Source organism: Rhodococcus koreensis (assembly GCF_017068375.1).
Taxonomy (GTDB): Bacteria; Actinomycetota; Actinomycetes; order Mycobacteriales; family Mycobacteriaceae; genus Rhodococcus_F; species Rhodococcus_F koreensis.
The window spans coordinates 1,575,885-1,595,780 of the sequence record NZ_CP070609.1 but is presented as its reverse complement, the minus strand read 5'-3'; the positions used below and the strand labels follow the sequence as shown (position 1 = coordinate 1,595,780).

The 19,896-nt window shown below is 69.1% G+C and carries 14 protein-coding genes, 1 tRNA gene and 1 pseudogene; 11 read left to right on the top strand and 5 right to left on the bottom strand.

Annotation, left to right across the window (positions count from 1 at the left end):
• The first annotated feature begins 7 nt into the window (after positions 1–7).
• The 10 genes from aosR (at position 8) to rdgB (ending at position 7,810) form a co-directional block, all read left to right on the top strand.
• Complete coding sequence (gene aosR / locus JWS14_RS07410) at positions 8–595, top strand: oxidative stress transcriptional regulator AosR (RefSeq protein ID WP_206012776.1); 588 nt, start codon at positions 8–10, stop codon at positions 593–595.
• Complete coding sequence (locus JWS14_RS07405) at positions 592–1,662, top strand: P1 family peptidase (RefSeq protein ID WP_206012775.1); 1,071 nt, start codon at positions 592–594, stop codon at positions 1,660–1,662. Before aosR ends, JWS14_RS07405 begins: the two co-directional genes overlap by 4 nt.
• Before the next feature lie 46 nt (positions 1,663–1,708).
• Positions 1,709–2,185, top strand: a complete 477-nt coding sequence (locus JWS14_RS07400; RefSeq protein ID WP_095864953.1) for a M67 family metallopeptidase — start codon at positions 1,709–1,711, stop codon at positions 2,183–2,185.
• A 61-nt stretch (positions 2,186–2,246) separates the two neighbouring features.
• Positions 2,247–2,519 carry a MoaD/ThiS family protein gene (locus JWS14_RS07395; protein ID WP_072947006.1) on the top strand — a complete coding sequence of 91 codons (273 nt, stop codon included), beginning with the start codon at positions 2,247–2,249 and terminating at the stop codon, positions 2,517–2,519.
• 8 nt (positions 2,520–2,527) lie between these two features.
• The gene (locus JWS14_RS07390) at positions 2,528–3,490 is read left to right on the top strand and encodes a PLP-dependent cysteine synthase family protein (RefSeq protein ID WP_072947008.1); all 963 of its coding nucleotides are present in this window, start codon (positions 2,528–2,530) and stop codon (positions 3,488–3,490) included.
• Between the two features lie 19 nt (positions 3,491–3,509).
• The gene (locus tag JWS14_RS07385; protein ID WP_095865304.1) at positions 3,510–4,184 is read left to right on the top strand and encodes a rhomboid family intramembrane serine protease; all 675 of its coding nucleotides are present in this window, start codon (positions 3,510–3,512) and stop codon (positions 4,182–4,184) included.
• A 340-nt stretch (positions 4,185–4,524) separates the two neighbouring features.
• Positions 4,525–5,475, top strand: a complete 951-nt coding sequence (locus JWS14_RS07380) for a PLP-dependent cysteine synthase family protein (protein WP_072947010.1) — start codon at positions 4,525–4,527, stop codon at positions 5,473–5,475.
• A gap of 122 nt (positions 5,476–5,597) precedes the next feature.
• Entirely contained in the window at positions 5,598–6,356 is a 759-nt protein-coding gene (locus tag JWS14_RS07375; RefSeq protein WP_072947015.1) for a cyclic nucleotide-degrading phosphodiesterase, read from the top strand.
• Positions 6,357–6,399: 43 nt separating this feature from the next.
• Entirely contained in the window at positions 6,400–7,188 is a 789-nt protein-coding gene (gene rph / locus JWS14_RS07370) for a ribonuclease PH (RefSeq protein WP_072947017.1), read from the top strand.
• 4 nt (positions 7,189–7,192) lie between these two features.
• Positions 7,193–7,810, top strand: coding sequence for an RdgB/HAM1 family non-canonical purine NTP pyrophosphatase (gene rdgB, locus JWS14_RS07365; protein ID WP_072947020.1), 618 nt, complete (start codon positions 7,193–7,195; stop codon positions 7,808–7,810).
• A 156-nt stretch (positions 7,811–7,966) separates the two neighbouring features.
• Here rdgB and JWS14_RS07360 read toward each other — a convergent pair whose 3' ends face one another.
• From JWS14_RS07360 to JWS14_RS07345, 5 genes and pseudogenes are all read right to left on the bottom strand, one after another.
• On the bottom strand, positions 7,967–8,332 hold the full coding sequence (locus JWS14_RS07360; RefSeq protein WP_095864954.1) for a DUF3817 domain-containing protein: 366 nt from the start codon (positions 8,330–8,332) through the stop codon (positions 7,967–7,969).
• A complete protein-coding gene (locus JWS14_RS07355) occupies positions 8,329–8,730 on the bottom strand; it encodes a transcriptional regulator (protein ID WP_072947024.1) in 402 nt (133 codons plus the stop codon). Before JWS14_RS07355 ends, JWS14_RS07360 begins: the two co-directional genes overlap by 4 nt.
• Before the next feature lie 117 nt (positions 8,731–8,847).
• A tRNA-Leu gene (locus JWS14_RS07350) sits at positions 8,848–8,930 on the bottom strand.
• A 49-nt stretch (positions 8,931–8,979) separates the two neighbouring features.
• Positions 8,980–9,461 (bottom strand): annotated as a pseudogene (locus tag JWS14_RS49990) (HNH endonuclease).
• Positions 9,458–10,117, bottom strand: coding sequence for a hypothetical protein (locus JWS14_RS07345; protein WP_072947026.1), 660 nt, complete (start codon positions 10,115–10,117; stop codon positions 9,458–9,460). Before JWS14_RS07345 ends, JWS14_RS49990 begins: the two are co-directional and overlap by 4 nt.
• A gap of 454 nt (positions 10,118–10,571) precedes the next feature.
• On the opposite strand from JWS14_RS07345, the gene JWS14_RS07340 reads away from it, so the two are divergent.
• Positions 10,572–19,895 carry a type I polyketide synthase gene (locus JWS14_RS07340; RefSeq protein WP_206012774.1) on the top strand — a complete coding sequence of 3,108 codons (9,324 nt, stop codon included), beginning with the start codon at positions 10,572–10,574 and terminating at the stop codon, positions 19,893–19,895.
• The last annotated feature ends 1 nt before the right edge of the window (position 19,896 follow it).

Sequence of the window (19,896 nt, the reverse complement as noted above, 5' to 3'; positions counted from 1 at the left end):
ACACGACGTGCGGATGTGGAGCAGGAAGAACTCGCTCGGGGGCATGAAGCTGCGCTCGGAGATGGACGCGCACGAGGCGACGGTGCTGCGATCGCTGGTCGCCTCCGTCCTCGGCCTCCTCGAGGAGCGGGCGGCGTCGGCCCCGGCCGACGAACTCGCCGCGCTCACCGGGATGCGGACGGGCAACACGACGGCACCCGACGAGGAGGTCCTCGCCCGGCTGCTGCCCGACTTCCACCGCCCCGACATGGACGCGCCGGACGACGACGAGATCCGCGCCGAATCGAAGGCCGACGTCAACGGTGCGCTGCGCGGACTCCACGAACCGGAGATCATCGACGCCAAGCTGGCCGCGGGCTCGGTCATCCTGCACACCGTCCCGGAGAACGGCGGCAAGGTTCTGCTCACGCCGGAGCAGGCCGACGCCTGGCTCAGCGGTCTCAACGACGTCCGGCTGGCGCTGGGGACCAACCTCGGCATCGACGCCGACACGCCCGACGAACTCGATCCGGGTGATCCCCGCGCCCCGCACCTCGACATCTACCACTGGCTGACCTGGATGCAGGACTCGCTCGTTCAGGCACTGGCGCCGTGACGGGCACGACGCCGGGCCGCACCGATTCGCTCGTCGATGTGGTCGGCCTGAGCGTCGGGCACCACCACCAACTCGATCCGGACGCCGCACTCGGCAGCGGTGCCGCCACCGGGTGCACGGTCGTCCTCGCCCCGCACGGCGCGACCGGAGCGGTCGACGTCCGCGGCGGCGGGCCGGGCACCCGGGAAACCGACCTTCTCGACCCCAGCCACAGCGTCCGGAAGGTGCACGCGATCGTCCTCACCGGCGGCAGCGCGTACGGGCTCGCCGCCGCGGACGGCGTCATGCGTTGGCTGGAGGAGCACGGTCACGGAATCGCCATGGGGGAGCCCGATCAGGTGGTCCCGATCGTCCCCGCCGCCGTCATCTTCGATCTGCCGGTCGGCGACTGGCGCACCCGTCCCACCGCCGAATTCGGGTACCGGGCAGCGGATTCTGCGTCGCACACCGTGCTCTCCGGTTCGGTGGGTGCCGGGGTCGGGGCGCGTGCGGGCGCGATCAAGGGCGGGGTCGGAACGGCGAGCGTCGTCATCACGGACGGTCCGGCGAAGGGCATCACCGTGTCCGCGCTGATGGTGGCCAATCCCGTCGGTACCGTGTTCGATCCGGCGACGGGGCTGCCGTGGGGTGTCGCCACCGTGGGCGCAGCCGCGTTCGGGCTCCGGGCGCCGGTCGCGGCCGAGGTGTCGGCGGCACGCGAACTGATGGCCAAGGCCACCGTCCTCAACACGACCATCGGGGTCGTCGCGACCGACGCCGCCCTGGGTAAGGCGGCGTTGCGCCGCGTCGCCGTGGCCGGACACGACGGGCTCGCCCGCGCGATCCGGCCCGCGCATTCGCCGCTCGACGGCGACACGATCTTCGCGCTCGCCACCGGCATCCACCCGGTGCACCACCCGGCCGGGGTGCCCGACGCGTTCCCGCCCGATCTGCCCGTCGTCGACGCCGTCTGCACCGCTGCCGCCGAAGTGGTCGAGAAGGCCGTCGTCGACGCCGTCCTCAGCGCCACCCCCGTCGCGGGAATTCCCACGTACCGCGAACTGTTCCCCTCGGCACTGCGTTCCTGACGCGGTCCCGGCCGATCGGTGGCCGAGTCGCCGGTCCGCACCTAGGATGGCGCTCACGGAGGTGGTTGACGTGCTGGTGATTCGATCGGACTTCGTCGAGGCGATGGTCGCGCACGCGCGCGCCGACCACCCGGACGAGGCGTGCGGGGTCATCGCCGGGCCGGAGGGCTCCGACCGCCCCGAACGGCACATCCCGATGATCAACGCCGAACGGTCGCCGACGTTCTACCGATTCGACTCCGGTGAGCAACTGAAGGTGTGGCGGGCGATGGACGACGCCGACGAGGTGCCCGTCGTGATCTACCACTCGCACACCGCCACCGAGGCGTACCCCAGCCGGACCGACATCTCCTTCGCATCCGAACCGGACGCCCACTACGTGCTGATCTCCACCCGCGACCCCGACGCCCACGAACTGCGCAGCTACCGCATCGTCGACGGCGTCGTCACCGAGGAACCCGTCGACGTGGTGCAGAGCTACAAGTTCGCCCACACATCGGTCGCGGACGTCCCCGACAAGTGACGACTCCGTCCCTCGCGACGGTCCCGCGGCAGAAAGACACCCACATCCCGAGGAGCCGACCATGGCTGTCACAGTTTCGATCCCCACCATCCTGCGTTCCCACACCGGCGGCGAAAAGCGGGTGGAGGCAACAGGTCCCACACTTTCCGCCGTCATCGACGACCTCGACGGCAACTACGGCGGCATCAAGGACCGCCTGATCGACGGCGGCCGACTGCACCGGTTCGTCAACGTGTACGTCAACGACGAGGACGTCCGATTCTCGGGCGGACTCGACACCGAGGTGGCCGACGGGGATTCCGTGACCATCCTGCCCGCCGTCGCCGGAGGCTGAGCGCGGCCGTGGCGCGGTTCGATTCGCTCATCGACACCCTCGGCAACACGCCCCTCGTCGGGCTGCCGCGCCTGTCACCGAGCTGGAACGGCACCTCACCGGTCCGCCTGTGGGCGAAACTCGAGGACCGCAATCCGACCGGTTCGGTGAAGGACCGGCCGGCCCTCCGCATGATCGAACAGGCCGAGAACGACGGCACCCTGACACCCGGCGCCACGATCCTCGAACCGACCAGCGGAAACACCGGAATCTCCCTGGCTATGGCCGCGAAACTCAAGGGCTACCACCTCATCTGCGTGATGCCCGAGAACACGTCCGTCGAACGCAGGCAACTGCTCACGATGTTCGGCGCCGAGATCATCGACTCACCGGCGCGCGGCGGCTCGAATCAGGCTGTGGCCGTGGCCAAGGAACTGTCCGCGGAACATCCCGACTGGGTGATGCTGTACCAGTACGGCAATCCCGCGAACGCGCTCGCGCACTACGAGACGACGGGGCCGGAGATCCTACGGGACCTGCCCGAGATCACCCACTTCGTGGCCGGCCTCGGCACCACCGGAACCCTGATGGGCGTCGGTCGCTATCTCCGCGAACACGTCGACGGCATCGAGATCGTCGCGGCGGAACCCCGCTACGGGGAACTCGTGTACGGCCTCCGCAACATCGACGAGGGCTTCGTTCCCGAACTGTACGACGAATCCGTCCTCACCTCGCGGTTCTCCGTCGGTCCCGCCGACGCAGTCCGCCGCACCCGGCAACTGATCGACAACGAGGGCATCTTCGCCGGCATCTCCACCGGCGCGATCCTCCACGCCGCGCTGGGGGTCGCGCGCAAAGCGGTCAAGGCCGAGCGCGCCGCCGACATCGCGTTCATCGTCGCCGACGGCGGATGGAAATATCTGTCGACCGGCGCATACGGCGGTACGGTCGAAGAAGCGGAAGAAGCACTGGAAGGGCAGTTGTGGGCATGACGACAAGCGTGTGCGGATCATGACTTCGCCGTTCGACTCCTCGCGATTCGGCTCGCCGGCGCCGAGGGGTGGCGCGTCGCCGGCGCCCGCGCGCAAGTCGAAGCCGCTGTGGTTGCAGTCCGCGATCGTCGTCGGCGCGTTCACGATGTTGCTGTACGTCATCGAGATCGCCGACGTGGCGTCCGACGAGCGACTCGAAGACAACGGCGTACAGCCGCGCACGATCGACGGACTGTGGGGAATTCTGTTCGCCCCGGTCCTCCACGACGACTGGGCGCATCTGTTCGCGAACACCGTCCCACTGCTGGTCCTCGGGTTCCTCGTGCTGCTGTCGGGCATCGCCCGCGGCCTCGCCGCCACCGGGATCGTCTGGGTGGTCGGAGGTCTGGGCACCTGGTTGACCGGCGGATCCTATTCCAACCACATCGGCGCCTCCGTCCTGATCTTCGGCTGGCTGGCCTACCTGCTGGTCCGGGGAGTCTTCGCCCGCAACCTCGGCCAGATCCTCGTCGGCGTGGTGGTGTTCGTCGTGTACGGCAGTCTGCTGTGGGGTGTGCTGCCGAGCGCGCCCGGTGTGTCCTGGCAGGGGCATCTGTTCGGCGCCGTCGGCGGTGTCCTCGCCGCGTGGCTGCTCTCCGCCGACGCCAGGAAGCAGCGGGCCCGGAAAGCGGTAGGGCCGCAATCGTTCGGATGAGGCCCGCCGCGGCGAACAGGTGGTCTACCGGCGTGTACGCCGCTTCCGGCGGCTGAGCGTATGCCCTGCTGGTACGCTCCTCGCGAGATCCGGGCACACCACCACTGCGTAGTTCAGGCCATCGACAGTGTCGTCACGGAGGGTCGGTCGAGGGGGTCGAGCTCGCGGATTCGCGCACATGCCGTGTCGCCGATGTCCGGGCGTCCCCAGCGGCGGACCTCCGTCGCCGCACCCCACCGCACCCTCAGGAGTTGATCATGGCTGTCACAGATTCGACCCCCGACGTCGACAGCGAGTGTCCGTCCGTACGCCGTGTAGTCACGGAAGGCTGATCGCTGACGTGGCAAGGTTCGATTCGTACATCGACACTCTCGGGAACACTCCACTCGTCGGCCTGCCCCGGCTGTCGCCACGCTGGAACGGCAGCAATCCGGTGCGGTTGTGGGCCAAGCTCGAGGATCACAATCCCACCGGTTCGATCAAGGATCGCCCGGCACTGCGCATGATCGAGCAGGCCGAACGGGACGGCCGTCTGACCCCGGGGTCGACGATTCTCGAATCGACCAGCGGAAACACCGGCATCTCCCTGGCCATGGCCGCCAAATTGAAGGGCTACCAGCTGATCTGCGTGATGCCCGAGAACACGTCGATGGAACGCCGCCAGCTCCTGACGATGTTCGGCGCCCGGATCATCGACTCCCCGGCCGCCGGTGGGTCCAACGAGGCGGTCGCCGTCGCGATGCGACTGTCGGACGAGAATCCGGACTGGGTACTGCTCTACCAGTACGGCAACCCGGCCAACGCGATGGCGCACTACGAGACGACGGGCCCGGAGATCCTGCGGGACCTGCCCGAGATCACCCATTTCGTGGCGGGGCTCGGCACCACCGGAACCCTGATGGGGACGGGCCGGTTCCTCCGCGAACACGTCGACGGTGTCGAGATCGTGGCCGCGGAACCGCGCTTCGGGGAGATGGTCTGCGGTCTCCGCAACATCGAAGAGGGATTCGTCCCGGAGTTGTACGACGAGTCGGTGCTCACCCGCCGATTCCGGGTGCGTCACGCCGAGGCGATCCAGCGCACCCGCGAGCTGATCGACGTCGAGGGAATCTTCGCAGGCACGTCCACCGGCGCCAATCTCCATGCCGCACTCGACGTGGCGTGGTCCGCCGTCGAGTCGGGGCAGCGCGCCGACATCGCCTTCGTGGTCGCCGACGGCGGATGGAAATACCTCTCGACCGGAACCTACGACCCACAGGTCCAGGTCCTCGAAGAGGCGTGGGAACGGTAACGGGGCCGGATCCACGGTAGATCAGCATGGTCAGGTCACATTTCCCCATCGGTTGTGAGGTCGACGCGCCAATTCCGTCGGAAGCTTTTTCCGAAACGGGTCGTCGTGGCAGCATGGCGGGTATGCGCATTACCGTCCTGGGATGTTCAGGGAGCGTCTCCGGACCAGACTCACCTGCATCGGGTTATCTGTTGACCGCGCCGGACACACCGCCGCTCGTACTCGACTTCGGACCCGGTGTCCTCGGTGCGCTCCAGCGGTTCGCCGATCCCGGCGAGGTGTCCGTCCTCCTCAGTCATCTGCACGCGGACCACTGCCTGGACCTCCCCGGACTCCTCGTCTGGCGTCGCTATCATCCGAACCCGCCGAAGGGACGCGCCCTCGTCTACGGCCCGTCCGACACCGCCCGCCGGATCGGCGTCGCGTCCGCCGAGTGCGGCGGCGACATCGACGACATCTCCGACACGATCGATCTGCACCACTGGGCCGACGGCGAACCGGTCACGGTCGGCGATCTCACCATCACGGCCCGGCGGGTCAACCACCCGCCCGAGGCCTACGGGTTCCGCCTGACCAACGGCGCCGGACGGACCCTCGTCTACACCGGCGACACCGGCATGTGCGAAGAAGTGATCGAACTTGCCCGCGACGCCGACGTGCTGCTCGCCGAGGCGTCGTGGACACACGGCCCGGATCGGCCCGAAGGAATCCACCTCTCGGGCACCGAGGCCGGCCAGGTCGCGCACCGCGCGGGTGTCGCCGAACTGCTGCTCACCCACATCCCGCCGTGGACGTCCCGCGAAGACGTCATCGCCGAGGCCAAGGCCGAATTCTCCGGTCCCGTGCACGCAGTGTCCGCGGGCGGCGTCTACACCGTCTGACGCCGTGTCCGCGCCCCACCCGGGGACGACTAGGCTCTCCGCTGTGACCACACGAGAAGACGGCAGGGCGGACGACGAACTCCGCGAGGTCAAGATCACCCGAGGCTTCACCACTCATCCCGCGGGATCGGTGCTGGTGGAATTCGGAAACACCCGGGTGATGTGCACCGCCAGCGTCGAGGACGGCGTTCCCCGCTGGCGTCAGGGCTCCGGGCTCGGCTGGCTGACCGCCGAATACGCCATGCTGCCCGCCGCCACCCACACCCGCAGCGGCCGAGAGTCCGTCAAGGGCAAGGTCGGGGGACGCACCCAGGAGATCAGCCGTCTCGTCGGACGCTCCCTCCGCGCCTGCATCGATCTCGCGGCCATCGGTGAGAACACCATCGCCCTCGACTGCGACGTCCTGCAGGCCGACGGCGGAACCCGCACCGCCGCCATCACCGGCGCCTACGTGGCTCTCGTCGACGCGGTGACCTATCTCCGTGCCGCAGGCCGCCTCGCCGACCCTCAGCCCATCTCCTGCGGCATCGCCGCGGTCAGCGTGGGCGTCGTCGACGGCCGTGTGCGCCTCGACCTGCCATACGAGGAGGATTCGCGCGCCGAGGTCGACATGAACGTGGTCGCCACCGACACCGGCACCCTCGTCGAAATCCAGGGCACCGGCGAAGGCGCGACCTTCCCGCGGAGCACGCTCGACAAACTGCTGGACTCCGCACTCGCAGGCTGCGAGCAGCTGTTCGAGATCCAGAAGGCGGCACTCGAACTGCCCTATCCCGGTGAGCTTCCCGAGCCGAAGGTCCCGGAGACGTCGAAGAAGAAGTTCGGGAGCTAGGGCGTTGCCGGAAACCACACGGGTGCTGGTGGCCAGCCGCAACGCGAAGAAACTCCGGGAACTGCATCGCGTGCTCGCGGCGGCCGGTGTCGACGGGATCGAACTGGTCGGGCTCGACGCCGTGCCCGAATACCCCGAGGCCCCCGAAACCGGCGCGACGTTCGAGGAGAACGCCCTCGCGAAAGCGCGCGACGGTGCCGCCGCCACCGGATTGCCCTGCGTCGCAGACGATTCCGGAATCGAAGTAGACGCGCTGAACGGTATGCCCGGAATCCTGTCCGCCCGGTGGTCGGGCACGCACGGGAACGATCCCGCGAACACCGCGCTGGTCCTGGCGCAGCTCGCGGACGTGCCCGAAGACCGCAGGGGAGCGGCGTTCGTCTCGGCGTGCGCGCTCGTCGTACCCGGCGGCGACGAAACGGTGGTCCGGGGCGAATGGCGGGGCAGCGTCGCCGGTGAGCCGGTCGGCGACGGTGGATTCGGCTACGACCCGGTGTTCGTGCCCGAAGGGGACACTCGATCGGCCGCCCAGCTCTCACCCGAGGAGAAGGACGCCTCCTCGCACCGAGGGCGGGCGCTCGTCCAACTCGTCCCCGCCCTGGCGGCGCTCACCGGACGCTGACACTCGCTACCCTGCAGGGGCACACATTCCGCTGCAGGGCAGGAGGGTCGTATGTTGCCGATGATGGTGCCGCAGACACCGCTCGGCTGGCTGACCTACGTGATCGCGATGATCACCGGTCAGCCGGTCGTCATGTGACGGAGCTCAGCGGCTCGATCAGAGATCGAAGTCGCGGCGGACCTGCTTGGTCCGCTGATGCTCCACGTAGAACGACAGGAACGGGATGGTGCCCGCGAGGAGCGTTCCGACCGTCCGGCCCGCGGGCCAGCGCACCTTGACCGCCAGGTCGAGCGTCACCAGCAGGTAGACGAAGTACACCCAGCCGTGGACCACGGCGATCCAGGTGGGCAGGTTGTCGACCTTGAAGATGTACTTGGCCACCATCTCTGCGGTGAGGACCAGCAGCCACACACCGGTGGCGTAGGCGAGGACGCGGTAGCGCAGGAGCGCGGGGGCGATCTTCTTCTGCTTCGCGGTATCTGCGACCGAACCGGCAGTCGTCTCGTCTTGGCCCGTGCTCACGTGGTGCTCCTATCGGTCTCGCGAGCGGACAGCTCGGCGAGGTACTGGTTGTACTGCGAAATCTGCCGGCTCTCGAGGTCGTCCGGGTCGTCGTCCTCGGCCGCCGCGGGGCGCGGGGGCAGGACGTCCGCAGGGATTTCCCTCAGTTCGGCGGGCGCGGCCGGGACCTCGGTGGTGTCTGCCGGCTCGGCGTCCTCGAGCTGCACGAAGCGCCGATAGGCGTAGACCAGGAACGCCGCGAACAGCGGCCACTGGAATGCGTACCCGAGATTCTGACCCGTTCCGCCCACCGCTTCGAAACGTGTCCACTGCCACCAGCCGAGTGCGAGGCACCCGACAGCCCCGACGACCACCAACAGGATCAGCGCGGGGCGGCGTTGCTTACGGTTACCGGACACGTAACGACGGTACCTGAATCGCCGAATGCGCTGCTAGGAGAGGTTGCCGCTATGGCGGCGGTCACAGCGTTGTGGCGCTCGGATTGCACGGCTACCGAAATCGGCAGGGCCGAGAAGTGCGCGAGGGGGGATTCGAACCCCCACGTCCTTTCAGACACCAGGACCTAAACCTGACGCGTCTACCCTTCCGCCACTCGCGCGCGAAGCACAGACTACGCCATGTGAGCGCGACACTCCGGCGCACACGTGTCAGCCGGTGTGCTCGCCTCCGTTCCCGCTCTTCCGCCCGGCCCACGTCGCAGTCTGACTGTGGCAGTTGGGGCACAGAAATCGAACTTCCTCCAAGCGGGAATCGGACGGGTCTCCCTGCACGTGGTCCACGTGCAGGATCAATGGGAGTCCGCACCAGTCGTCACCGAGTCCGCACAGGACGCATGTGTATTCGACCCCAGCCTCGATCAGGGCGCGGCGCAGTAGGTGAGGTGCAACGCGCCTGCTGTCGGCCGGACGCCGGACCAGGATCTCCTGCCACGCCATTCGGTTTTGGGCGGGCTTGCCCTTGGTGTGCGCCTGTCCCGTGAAGTGCGAGGTGTCGATTGCGAGTGCTCTGATCCGACGCCGCAGGTGCGCATGCGTCCCACCCGCGGGTTTCAGTCCGAGGTAGCGCACGACGCCGGCATAGCTCGTCGATTCCGCGACCGCCTGTCGAGGGCTTCACGCGTGTACTTCATTTCGCACCTGCGGCCCGTCGCTGCCGGCGCTGGTATCGCCAGACGGCATGGGTGAAGGTGGCGGGCGTGATCTCGAGCCGCGCTGCCGTGGCGGCGATGAGGTCGTCCGCCTGTGTTGCGGTTGCGGGTGATTCGAGGTCGAGTGCCTCGCCGAGAAAGTCGCACACCACTGCGCGAGATGCGGGTGTGGGCACGCCGAGTTGCATGGCGAAGCATTCCCAGGTGGCCGCTCCGAACCCGGGCACGGCGACGACGGCGCTCCGCTGCGCGTCGTCGTCGCGGAGATCCGCGGAGGTGGTGCAGCCCAGTTCGGCGAGCGCGCGTGCCGCCGATGCGACGGCCTCGGCCTTGGTGGTGTAGTTCCCCGGCACCCGCTGCCGGTTGTTCAGGACCGCCAGGAGGCCCTCGGGTTCGTCGGCGTGCGCAGCGAGTGCGGTGAGGTCGTCGAGGGGCGCGGCGCGGTGATCGCGCCAGCGGGTGATGACGGCGCGGACCCCGGAGGTGGGCGTGCCGTACGTCGCGCGGGCGGAGAAGGCGGCGTCGAGGAGGGCGGCTTCGATCTCCTGCGGCCAGCCCTCCGTCCAGTGCGGCCACGACTCTCGCGGCAGTTCGGCGGTGACGTGATCGAGTAGGGCGCGGACGTGGGCTGTGCTCATTTCTTCCCCCGGAGAATGGCTGTCGACTGTTCCTGGAATCGAACATTAGTGCGAGGGTCCGACAGGTTCGCTTTCGTCGCGCTCCGGACCCGGTTTCGAGGGCGCATACGTGCATGAACCTGGGACTTCGTCAAGGTGGTAACGAATTGATAACGATTAATGTGAGGCTTTCCTCAGGTTCTTGGACGTCCTTGCACCGCCTACGTCCAGCGGGGACGCGATCTACCCGCCGGTCACTTCGCGGTAGGTCTGTGAGGGACATCACGCGATATTTCTCCGATGCACGGCTGTGACACCGCTGCGGCTCGTGAACGTGAGGAAATCCTCATGATTCTGTGTCAACCTTGAGCAGCCCGGAAGAGCTGATCAGAGCCGATACAGCTGGCACACGATGCCGAGGGCGGCAGACACTATCCCCACCTCCCCCCAGAGGGGACCAGGAGAGGACATACGCGTGACGATTGACGACACGACACCCGCAGGAAACGGAAGCAACTCGAAGGGTTCGCGGCGCATCGGCGTAGACCGGGACGACACTCGGTCGTCGAGCAAGGGCACCCTGGTGGATCGTCTGCTCGGAGGTGAGCCGTACGCGCTCGCCTTCGGCGGTCAGGGCGCACCCTGGCTGAGCTCGCTCGAGGAACTGAGCCGCGACAACGGACTCGAGCCGGCACTCACCACCCTCGTCAACGACGCGGCCGACTTCCTCGCCCCCGTGGCGCAGGAGCTGCTCGTCGTGCGCCCGGTCGGATTCGACCCCATCGCATGGATCCTCGAGCAGGAACTCGCCGACGAAGAGGACGACGCCCAGGCGTCCGGACCTTCCGCGGCAGCGCTCACCTCGGCGGCGGTGTCCCTCCCCGGCGTCTTCCTCACCCAGATCGCAGCGCTGCGTGCGCTGGCAGCTCAGGGCCTCGATCCCGCGGTTACGGCTCCCGTGTCGGTGATCGGCCACTCCCAGGGACTCCTCGCCGCTGAGGCCGTCGCCTCCTCCGGTCAGAAGGACGGCGAACTCCTCGCCCTCGCTCAGCTCATCGGTGCTGCCGCCGGTCTCGTCGGCCGTCGTCGTGGAGTCATCTCCGCCGCCGACGCCACCCCGATGCTGGCCGTCTCCAACGTCGATCCGGAACGGCTCCGTCAGATCGTCGAGGAGCTCGCCGAGGGCCTCGAGCCCGAGCGTGCAGCGGTTCTCGGCATCCGCAACGCCCGTCGCCGCGTCGTCCTGTCCGGCCCGCCCGCCCAGCTGGCGCGCGTCCAGCAGCGGTGCGAGCAGATCGAGGCCGACGAGGCCCGTGAGCGCGACGCCAAGAAGCGCGGCGGCTCCATCTTCGCGCCCGTCTTCGAGCCCCTCGCGGTCGAGATCGGCTTCCACCACCCCGCACTCGCGGAGACGATCGACATCGTCGGCCAGTGGGCCGTGCGCTGCGGTCTCGACGAGGAGAAGGCCCGTGCCCTCACGAGCGCCTGCCTCGTCGATCCCGTCGACTGGGTCGAGGCCGTCGACGGCACCATCGAAGCCGGTGCCGGATGGATCCTGGACCTCGGACCCGGTGACCTCCTCACCCGCATGACGTCGGCCAGTGTTCGCGGCCAGGGCGTCGGGATCGTCGCCGCCGCGACCCGTGGCGGTCACCGCAACCTGCTGACCCCGGGCGCAACCCCCGAGGTTCCCGCCGCATGGACCGAGTTCCTCCCGAAGCCGGTGTCGCTGCCGGGCGGACGCATCGGCGTCGAGACCGCCTTCACGAAGCTGACCGGTCGTTCGCCGATCCTGCTCGCGGGCATGACCCCGACCACGGTCGACCCGAAGATCGTCGCCGCTGCCGCCAACGCAGGCCACTGGGCCGAGCTCGCCGGCGGTGGCCAGGTCACCGAGCAGATCTTCGCCGACAACGTCGAGAAGCTCACCGGGCTGCTCGAGCCGGGCCGCGCCGTGCAGTTCAACTCGATGTTCCTCGACCCCTACCTGTGGAAGCTCCACGTCGGTGGCAAGCGCCTCGTCCCGAAGGCCCGCGCAGCCGGTGCACCGTTCGACGGTGTCGTCGTCACCGCAGGCATCCCCGAGCTCGAGGACGCCGTCTCGATCATCGACGACCTCGTCGAGGGTGGATTCAGCTACGTCGCATTCAAGCCGGGCACGGTCGCGCAGATCCGCTCCGTCATCCGCATCGCCAACGAGGTTCCCTCGTTCCCCGTCATCGCCCACATCGAGGGCGGCCGCGCCGGTGGCCACCACTCGTGGGAGGACCTGGACGACCTGCTCCTCGACACCTACGCCGAGCTGCGTACCCGGCCGAACCTGGTCCTGTGCGTCGGTGGCGGCATCGGCACGCCCGAGCAGGCTGCGGACTACCTGACCGGACGCTGGTCCGTCGCGCACGGCTTCCCGGCGATGCCGCTGGACGGCATCCTGGTCGGCACCGCCGCCATGGCCACCCTCGAGGCGACCACGTCTCCCGAGGTCAAGCAGCTCCTCGTCGACACCCCCGGTACCCCGGACTGGGTCGGTGCGGGCACCGCCGAGGGCGGCATGGCCTCCGGCCGTAGCCAGCTCGGCGCCGACATCCACGAGATCGACAACGCCGCGTCCCGCACCGGGCGCCTGCTCGACGAGGTCGCCGGCGACGCCGACGCCGTCGCCGAGCGTCGCGACGAGATCATCGAGGCCCTGAACGTCACGGCGAAGCCGTTCTTCGGCGACGTCGCGACGATGACGTACGAGCAGTGGCTGCGCCGCTACCTCGAGCTGGCCGTCGGCATCGACGCGGCGAAGGCATTCGACTGCGGCACCGACCTCCAGGACGCCATCATCGAGGCCACCGAGAGCCCGTGGATCGACATCACCTGGCGTGCGCGCTTCGGTGAGATGCTGCAGCGCACCGAGTCGCGTCTGCACCCGGTCGACCGCGGACCCATCCCCACCCTGTTCGCCGACGATGCGATCCTCGAGCGTCCCGAGGCGGCAATCTGCGCCCTGCAGGCTCAGTACCCCGACTACGCGACCACGGTTCTGCACCCCGCGGATGTGTCGTTCTTCGTCTCGCTGTGCAAGACCCCCGGCAAGCCGGTCAACTTCGTGCCCGTCGTGGACGGTGACGTCCGCCGCTGGTGGCGTTCCGACTCGCTGTGGCAGGCGCACGATCCCCGCTACACGGCGGACCAGGTCTGCGTCATCCCCGGCACCGTCGCCGTTGCAGGCATCACGCGCGCCGATGAGCCCGTCGGCGAGCTGCTGGACCGCTTCGAGAAGGCCACCTACGACGAGCTGGTCACCGCCGGTGCCGAGCCGCAGTCGCTGCTTGCACGTCGTCACGCGGACATCGCCCGCGGCCTCCTCGACACCGTTCTCTCGGCTCCCGACATCCAGTGGGCCTCGCGCCTGACGCTGAACCCGGTTCGCCGGCTCGGTGACCTCGACAAGTGGTCGGTCGAGTCCGACACCCGCGCGGTCCACGAGACCACCGGTGCCGAGCTGTCCGTGATCGAGGACCGCCAGGTGCTCCTCACCGTCCCGCTGGTCGCAGGCAAGTCGGTCGAGATCACCCTCACCGTTCCCGCGTCCGTCGTCGACGGTGGCGCCCCCGTGGTCACCGAGGCCGACGCCGAGAAGTCCATGACGGCTCTCCTCGCGGTCGCGGCCGGTCAGGAACTGCCCGCCGTCAAGAACGGTGTCGCACGGCTCAACCTGGCGTGGACGCCCGACCTGGTCGCCGACCACGCCGGTGTCACCGGTTCGGGTCTGCCCACGACGCTGAGCGTGAGCGGCAAGGCCGTTCCCGACGTGGTCGTCGGCGCCTGCTGGCCGGCCGTGTTCGCCGTGCTCGGTGCCGCCAAGACCGAAGACTCGCTCTCCGTCATCGAGGGCATGCTCGACCTGGTCCACCTGGACCACGGCGTCGACTTCGTCGGCGAACTGCCTTCGGAGACCAGCATTCTCGTCGTCAAGGCCGAGGTCGCCTCGGTTCTCGACACCGACCTGGGCCGCGTCGTCGAGGTCAAGGTCGAGGTCGGCGCCATGCTCGGCGAGGGCCTGGATGCGCCTGCCGTCGTCACCCTGTCGGAGCGCTTCGCGATCCGCGGCCGCACCGGCAAGGGCGAACTGTCCGACCCGGCCCGCGCCGGTGGCTCGCTCAGTGACGCGGCCGTCGACACCCCGCGTCGTCGTCGCCGCGACACCACGATCGTGGCTCCCCGCAACATGGGCTCCTTCGCCCAGGTGTCGGGCGACCACAACCCGATCCACACCTCCGACAACGCGGCACTGCTCGCCGGCCTCGGCAGCCCGATCGTGCACGGCATGTGGCTCTCCGCCGCCGCCCAGCAGGTCGTCACCGCCGTGGACCCGGCCGAGACCAAGACGCCGCCGCGTCGCCTCACCGCGTGGACCGCGCGCTTCCTCGGCATGGTCCGCCCCGGCGCCGAGATCGACGTCCGCGTCGACCGCATCGCGACTGACCGTGGTGCCGAGATCGTCGAGGTCGGCTGCCGCATCGACGGTGACCTCGTGATGGTCGCCACCGGTCGCACCGCCGCCCCGAAGACCGTCTACGCGTTCCCCGGACAGGGCATCCAGCGTCCGGGCATGGGCCTCGACGCCCGCGCCCGCTCCAAGGCCGCCCGCGAGATCTGGGACCGCGCCGACAAGCACACCCGCAAGGCCCTCGGCTTCTCGATCCTCGCCGTGGTCCGCGACAACCCGACGGTCGTCAAGGCCCGTGGTGTCGAGCACAAGCACCCGGACGGTGTCCTGCACCTGACCCAGTTCACCCAGGTCGCGATGGCGACTCTCGGTGTGGCTCAGGTCGCCGAGCTCCGCGAGTCCGGTGCGTTCGTCGAGGGTGCCCTGCTCGCAGGCCACTCGGTCGGTGAGTACAACGCTCTCGCCGCCGTCGCCGGTGTGCTGCCTCTCGAAGCAGTCCTCGAGGTGGTCTTCCAGCGTGGCTCCGCGATGCACGCACTCGTGCCCCGCGACGAGGCCGGCCGCTCCGACTACCGGATGGCTGCCATCCGCCCGTCGCAGATCGGTCTGGCCGACGACGACGTCGAGGCGTTCGTCGCCGGTGTCGCCGAGGCGACCGGTGAGTTCATGCAGATCGTGAACCTGAACCTGCGTGGCTCGCAGTACGCCATCGCGGGCACGGTCACCGGGCTCAACGCGCTCGAGAAGGAAATCGACATCCGCCGTGAGGCTTTCGGCGGCAAGCGCGCGTACATCATGGTTCCGGGCATCGACGTTCCGTTCCACTCGACGGTGCTGCGTGGCGGCGTCGACGACTTCCGTGGACGTCTCGAGGAACTGCTTCCGCAGGACATCGACCCGGCCATCCTGATCGGGCGCTACATCCCGAACCTGGTTCCCAAGCCGTTCTCCCTGGAGAAGGAGTTCGTGCAGGAGATCGCCGACCTGGTGCCGTCGAAGCCCCTCGACAAGGTGCTGAAGGACTTCGACTCCTGGGCGAAGAAGCCGGTTCAGCTCACCCGCGTGGTCCTCACCGAGCTCCTGGCCTGGCAGTTCGCCAGCCCGGTGCGCTGGATCGAGACGCAGGACCTGCTGTTCGGCGACGAGTCCGAAGGTGGACTGGGTGTCGAGCGGTTCGTCGAGATCGGTCTGGGCTCGGTCCCGACCGTCGCGAACCTCGCGTCGCAGACCCTCAAGCTGCCGGGCCGCTTCGGCTACCCGGTCGAGGTCCTCAACATCGAGCGTGAAGCCGCGATCGTGTACTCCACCGACGTCGATCCGGCGCCGGTCGAGGACGACGAGCCTGCAGCACCCGCAGCCGCGGCTCCCGCCGCATCGGCCGCACCCGCCGCGGCTCCGGCCCCGGCAGCCGCACCGTCCGGCGGACCGCGTCCCGACGACATCGCGTTCAAGGCTGCCGACGCCACCAAGGTCCTGATCAGCCTGTGGACGAAGCTCCGCCCCGACCAGGTCGGCCCCGTCGACACGATCGAGGCGCTGTGCGACGGCGTGTCCTCGCGGCGTAACCAGCTGCTCGTCGACCTCGGCTCCGAGCTCTCGCTCGGCGCGATCGACGGTGCCGCAGACGCCGACATGGGCTCGCTCGCCGGCACGGTCGACTCCCTGGCCCGCACGTACAAGCCGTTCGGCCCGGTGCTGTCCGACTCGATCAACGATCACCTCCGTAAGGTCTTCGGCCCCTCGGGTCGTCGTCCCGCGGCCATCGCGGACCGTGTGAAGAAGGTCTGGGAACTCGGCGACGGCTGGGCGTACCACGTCACCGCCGAGGTGGCGCTCGGAACCCGCGACGGTTCCAGCATCCGTGGTGGTGACCTCGGCGGCCTGGCCGGCGGCGGTCTCGCCGACGGCGCCGCAGTGGACGCCGTCATCGACAGCGCAGTGGCCGCAGTCGCCTCGCGCCGCGGAATCAGCGTCTCCCTCCCGTCCTCGGGCGGCGGAGCCGGTGGCACCGTCGACGCAGCGGCGCTGGGTGAGTTCACCGAGCACATCACGGGCCGCGACGGCGTGCTGGCCTCGGCTGCCCGCCTCGTGCTCGAGCAGCTCGGCTTCGCCGGCGACACGGCGGCTGCAGCGCAGCCGACCGACACCGAACTCGTCGACCTCGTGTCGGCGGAACTCGGTTCCGACTGGCCGCGACTCGTCGCTCCCGCGTTCGACGCCAAGCGGGCGGTGCTCCTCGACGACCGCTGGGCCAGCGCACGTGAGGACCTGGCTCGTCTTTGGATCGACGCGGCAGGCTCCGAGTCCCTCGAGATCGAAGGCTTCGCCGGTGCAGGCAAGTCCGTTGCGGCACAGGCCGCATGGTGGCAGGCCCGCGCAACCGACGAGGGTCGCACGGCTCTGGCCGAGAAGTACGGACGCATCGCGGAGGCGGCAGTCGTCGTCACCGACGAGACCCCGGAATGGGCAGACCAGGTCGCCGTCGTCACCGGCGCCAGCAAGGGCTCCATCGCGGCCTCGGTCGCAGGGAAGCTCCTCGCCGGCGGCGCGACGGTCTTCGTGACCACCTCGCGTCTCGACGACAAGCGTCTCGGCTTCTACCGCGACCTGTACCGCCGCAATGCCCGCGCCGGTGCCGCCCTGTGGGTGGTTCCCGCGAACATGGCGTCCTACACGGACATCGACGCACTCATCGAGTGGATCGGTGAAGCCCAGTACGAGACGGCCGGTGGATCGAAGAAGCTGGTCAAGGAAGCGGTCACCCCGACGCTGCTGTTCCCGTTCGCCGCGCCCCGCGTGGCAGGCGACCTCGCCGACGCCGGCGCCCGCGCCGAAATGGAGATGCGTGTACTCCTGTGGTCGGTGGAGCGCCTCATCGGCGGACTGTCGAAGATCGGTTACGACCGTGACGTCGACACCCACCTGCACGTCGTGCTGCCCGGTTCCCCGAACCGCGGTCTGTTCGGTGGCGACGGCGCGTACGGCGAGGCCAAGGCCGCGCTGGACGCAGTGGTCGGCCGCTGGAAGGCCGAGCGCAACTGGGCCGAGCGCGTCACCCTGGTGCACGCACTCATCGGCTGGGTCCGCGGAACCGGCCTGATGGGCGGCAACGACCCGCTGGTCGAGGCCGTCGAAGGCGCCGGAGTCCGTACCTGGTCCACCCAGGAAATGGCTACCGAGCTGCTGCAGTGGTGCGAGCCCGAGGCACGTCGCCTCGCCTCCACCGAGCCGCTCGCGGCCGATCTGACCGGTGGGCTCGCCCAGGCGAACCTGGATCTGCCCGCTCTGGCGAAGCAGGCTCAGGACGCTGCGGCTGCCGCCGCCGAGGCCGACGAGGTCGCGGAGGCGCTCGACACCATCGCGGCCCTGCCCGCCCCGCCGCGGGTCTCCGCGTCAGTGGCTCCGGCCTGGTCCGGCGTCACTGCGGCTCCGGAGGACCTCGTCGTCATCGTCGGCGCCGGTGAGCTCGGACCGTTCGGTTCCTCGCGCACCCGCTTCGAGATGGAGGTCGACGAAGAGCTTTCGGCGGCAGGCGTTCTCGAACTCGCCTGGAACACCGGACTCGTCGTGTGGGAGACCACGCCGTCCGCAGGCTGGTACGACGCCGAGACCGGGGAACTGGTTCCGGAGGCCGAGATCGCAGACCGGTACCACGACACGGTCGTCGAGAACTGCGGCATCCGTCGCTACGTCGACGACGGCGCCATGATCGAGAACACTGCACCGCTGCTCACGTCGGTCTTCCTCGACAAGGACCTGAGCTTCGTGGTCAGCACCGAGGCGGAGGCACTCGCCTTCGTCGAGGCCGACCCGGAGAACACGGTTGCAGCCCCGGTTCCGGACAGCGGTGACTGGCAGGTCACCCGCCGTGCGGGCACCGAGATCCGCGTCCCCCGCAAGATGAAGCTCACGCGCAGCGTGGGTGGCCAGATCCCGACCGGCTTCGACGTCACCAAGTGGGGCATCCCCGCCGACATGGCCGACTCCGTCGACCGGGTGGGCCTGTGGAACATCGTCGCCACGGTGGACGCGTTCCTCACCGGTGGGTTCACGCCCAGCGAACTGCTGCGGTGGGTGCACCCCTCGCTGGTCGCCAACACCCAGGGCACCGGCATGGGCGGCATGACCTCCATGAGGTCGCTGTACATCGACACGCTGCTCGGTGAGAACCGGCCGAACGACATCCTGCAGGAAGCCCTGCCGAATGTGATTGCGGCGCACGTGGTCCAGTCCTACGTCGGCGGTTACGGCGCCATGGTCCACCCGGTTGCGGCGTGCGCCACGGCCGCGGTGTCCGTCGAGGAGGGCGTCGACAAGATCAAGCTCGGCAAGGCACAGCTCGTGGTCGCCGGCGGGTTCGACGACCTCAGCGCGGAGGGCATCATCGGATTCGGTGACATGTCCGCCACGGCCAAGACCGACGACATGCGGGCCAAGGGGATCGACGACCGTCGATTCTCGCGGGCCAACGACCGTCGTCGCGGCGGGTTCGTCGAGTCGCAGGGTGGTGGCACCATCCTGCTGGCCCGCGGTGACCTGGCACTCGAGATGGGCCTGCCCGTCCTCGGTGTGGTCGCCTACGCCGGATCGTTCGCGGACGGTGTCCACACGTCGATCCCGGCTCCCGGAATCGGTGCGCTCGGCGCGGGTCGTGGGGGAGCGGATTCGCAGCTCGCCCAGTCCCTCGGCAAGCTCGGTGTCAGTGCCGACGACATCTCGGTGATCTCCAAGCACGACACGTCCACCGCGGCCAACGATCCCAACGAGGCGGAGCTGCACGAGCGCCTCGCCGGGGCACTCGGCCGCAGCGAAGGTGCACCGCTGTTCGTGGTCTCGCAGAAGAGCCTCACCGGACACGCCAAGGGTGGTGCCGCAGCATTCCAGCTGATCGGTCTCTGCCAGGTGCTGGACCAGGGCATCGTGCCGCCGAACCGCAGCCTCGACTGCGTCGACGAGAAGATGGCCGAGTTCGAACACCTCGTGTGGGCCCGGGAGGCGCTCCGCTTCGGCGAGCAGTTCCCGCTGAAGGCCGGTCTGCTGACCAGCCTCGGCTTCGGGCACGTGTCGGGCATGGTCGCGGTCGTCCACTCGCAGGCGTTCGTCGAGGCCGTCCCGGCCGACCGGCGTGAGGCGTACCTCGAGCAGGCACGCAAGCGCACCGTCGAGGGTCAGCGTCGTCTGGCGAAGGCCATGGTCGGCGGCGGCAGCCTGTACGAGCGTCCGGCGGATCGTCGCTTCGGCGGCGACAGTGTCCCGGCCGCCGCGTCCCGTCAGCTCGAGGCGGACGTCCTGCTCACCGAGGCCGCGCGCCTCGGAGCGGACGACGTGTACAGCTCGGGTCTGCCCGGCTGCAAGTAGG

Excerpts from the sequence above, each read along its gene's own strand:
- JWS14_RS07400 (WP_095864953.1), top strand. The coding sequence starts at position 1,709 with ATGGCGCTCACGGAGGTGGTTGACGTGCTGGTGATTCGATCGGACTTC.
- JWS14_RS07395 (WP_072947006.1), top strand. The coding sequence starts at position 2,247 with ATGGCTGTCACAGTTTCGATCCCCACCATCCTGCGTTCCCACACCGGC.
- JWS14_RS07385 (WP_095865304.1), top strand. The coding sequence starts at position 3,510 with ATGACTTCGCCGTTCGACTCCTCGCGATTCGGCTCGCCGGCGCCGAGG.
- JWS14_RS07375 (WP_072947015.1), top strand. The coding sequence starts at position 5,598 with ATGCGCATTACCGTCCTGGGATGTTCAGGGAGCGTCTCCGGACCAGAC.
- JWS14_RS07345 (WP_072947026.1), bottom strand. The coding sequence starts at position 10,117 with ATGAGCACAGCCCACGTCCGCGCCCTACTCGATCACGTCACCGCCGAA.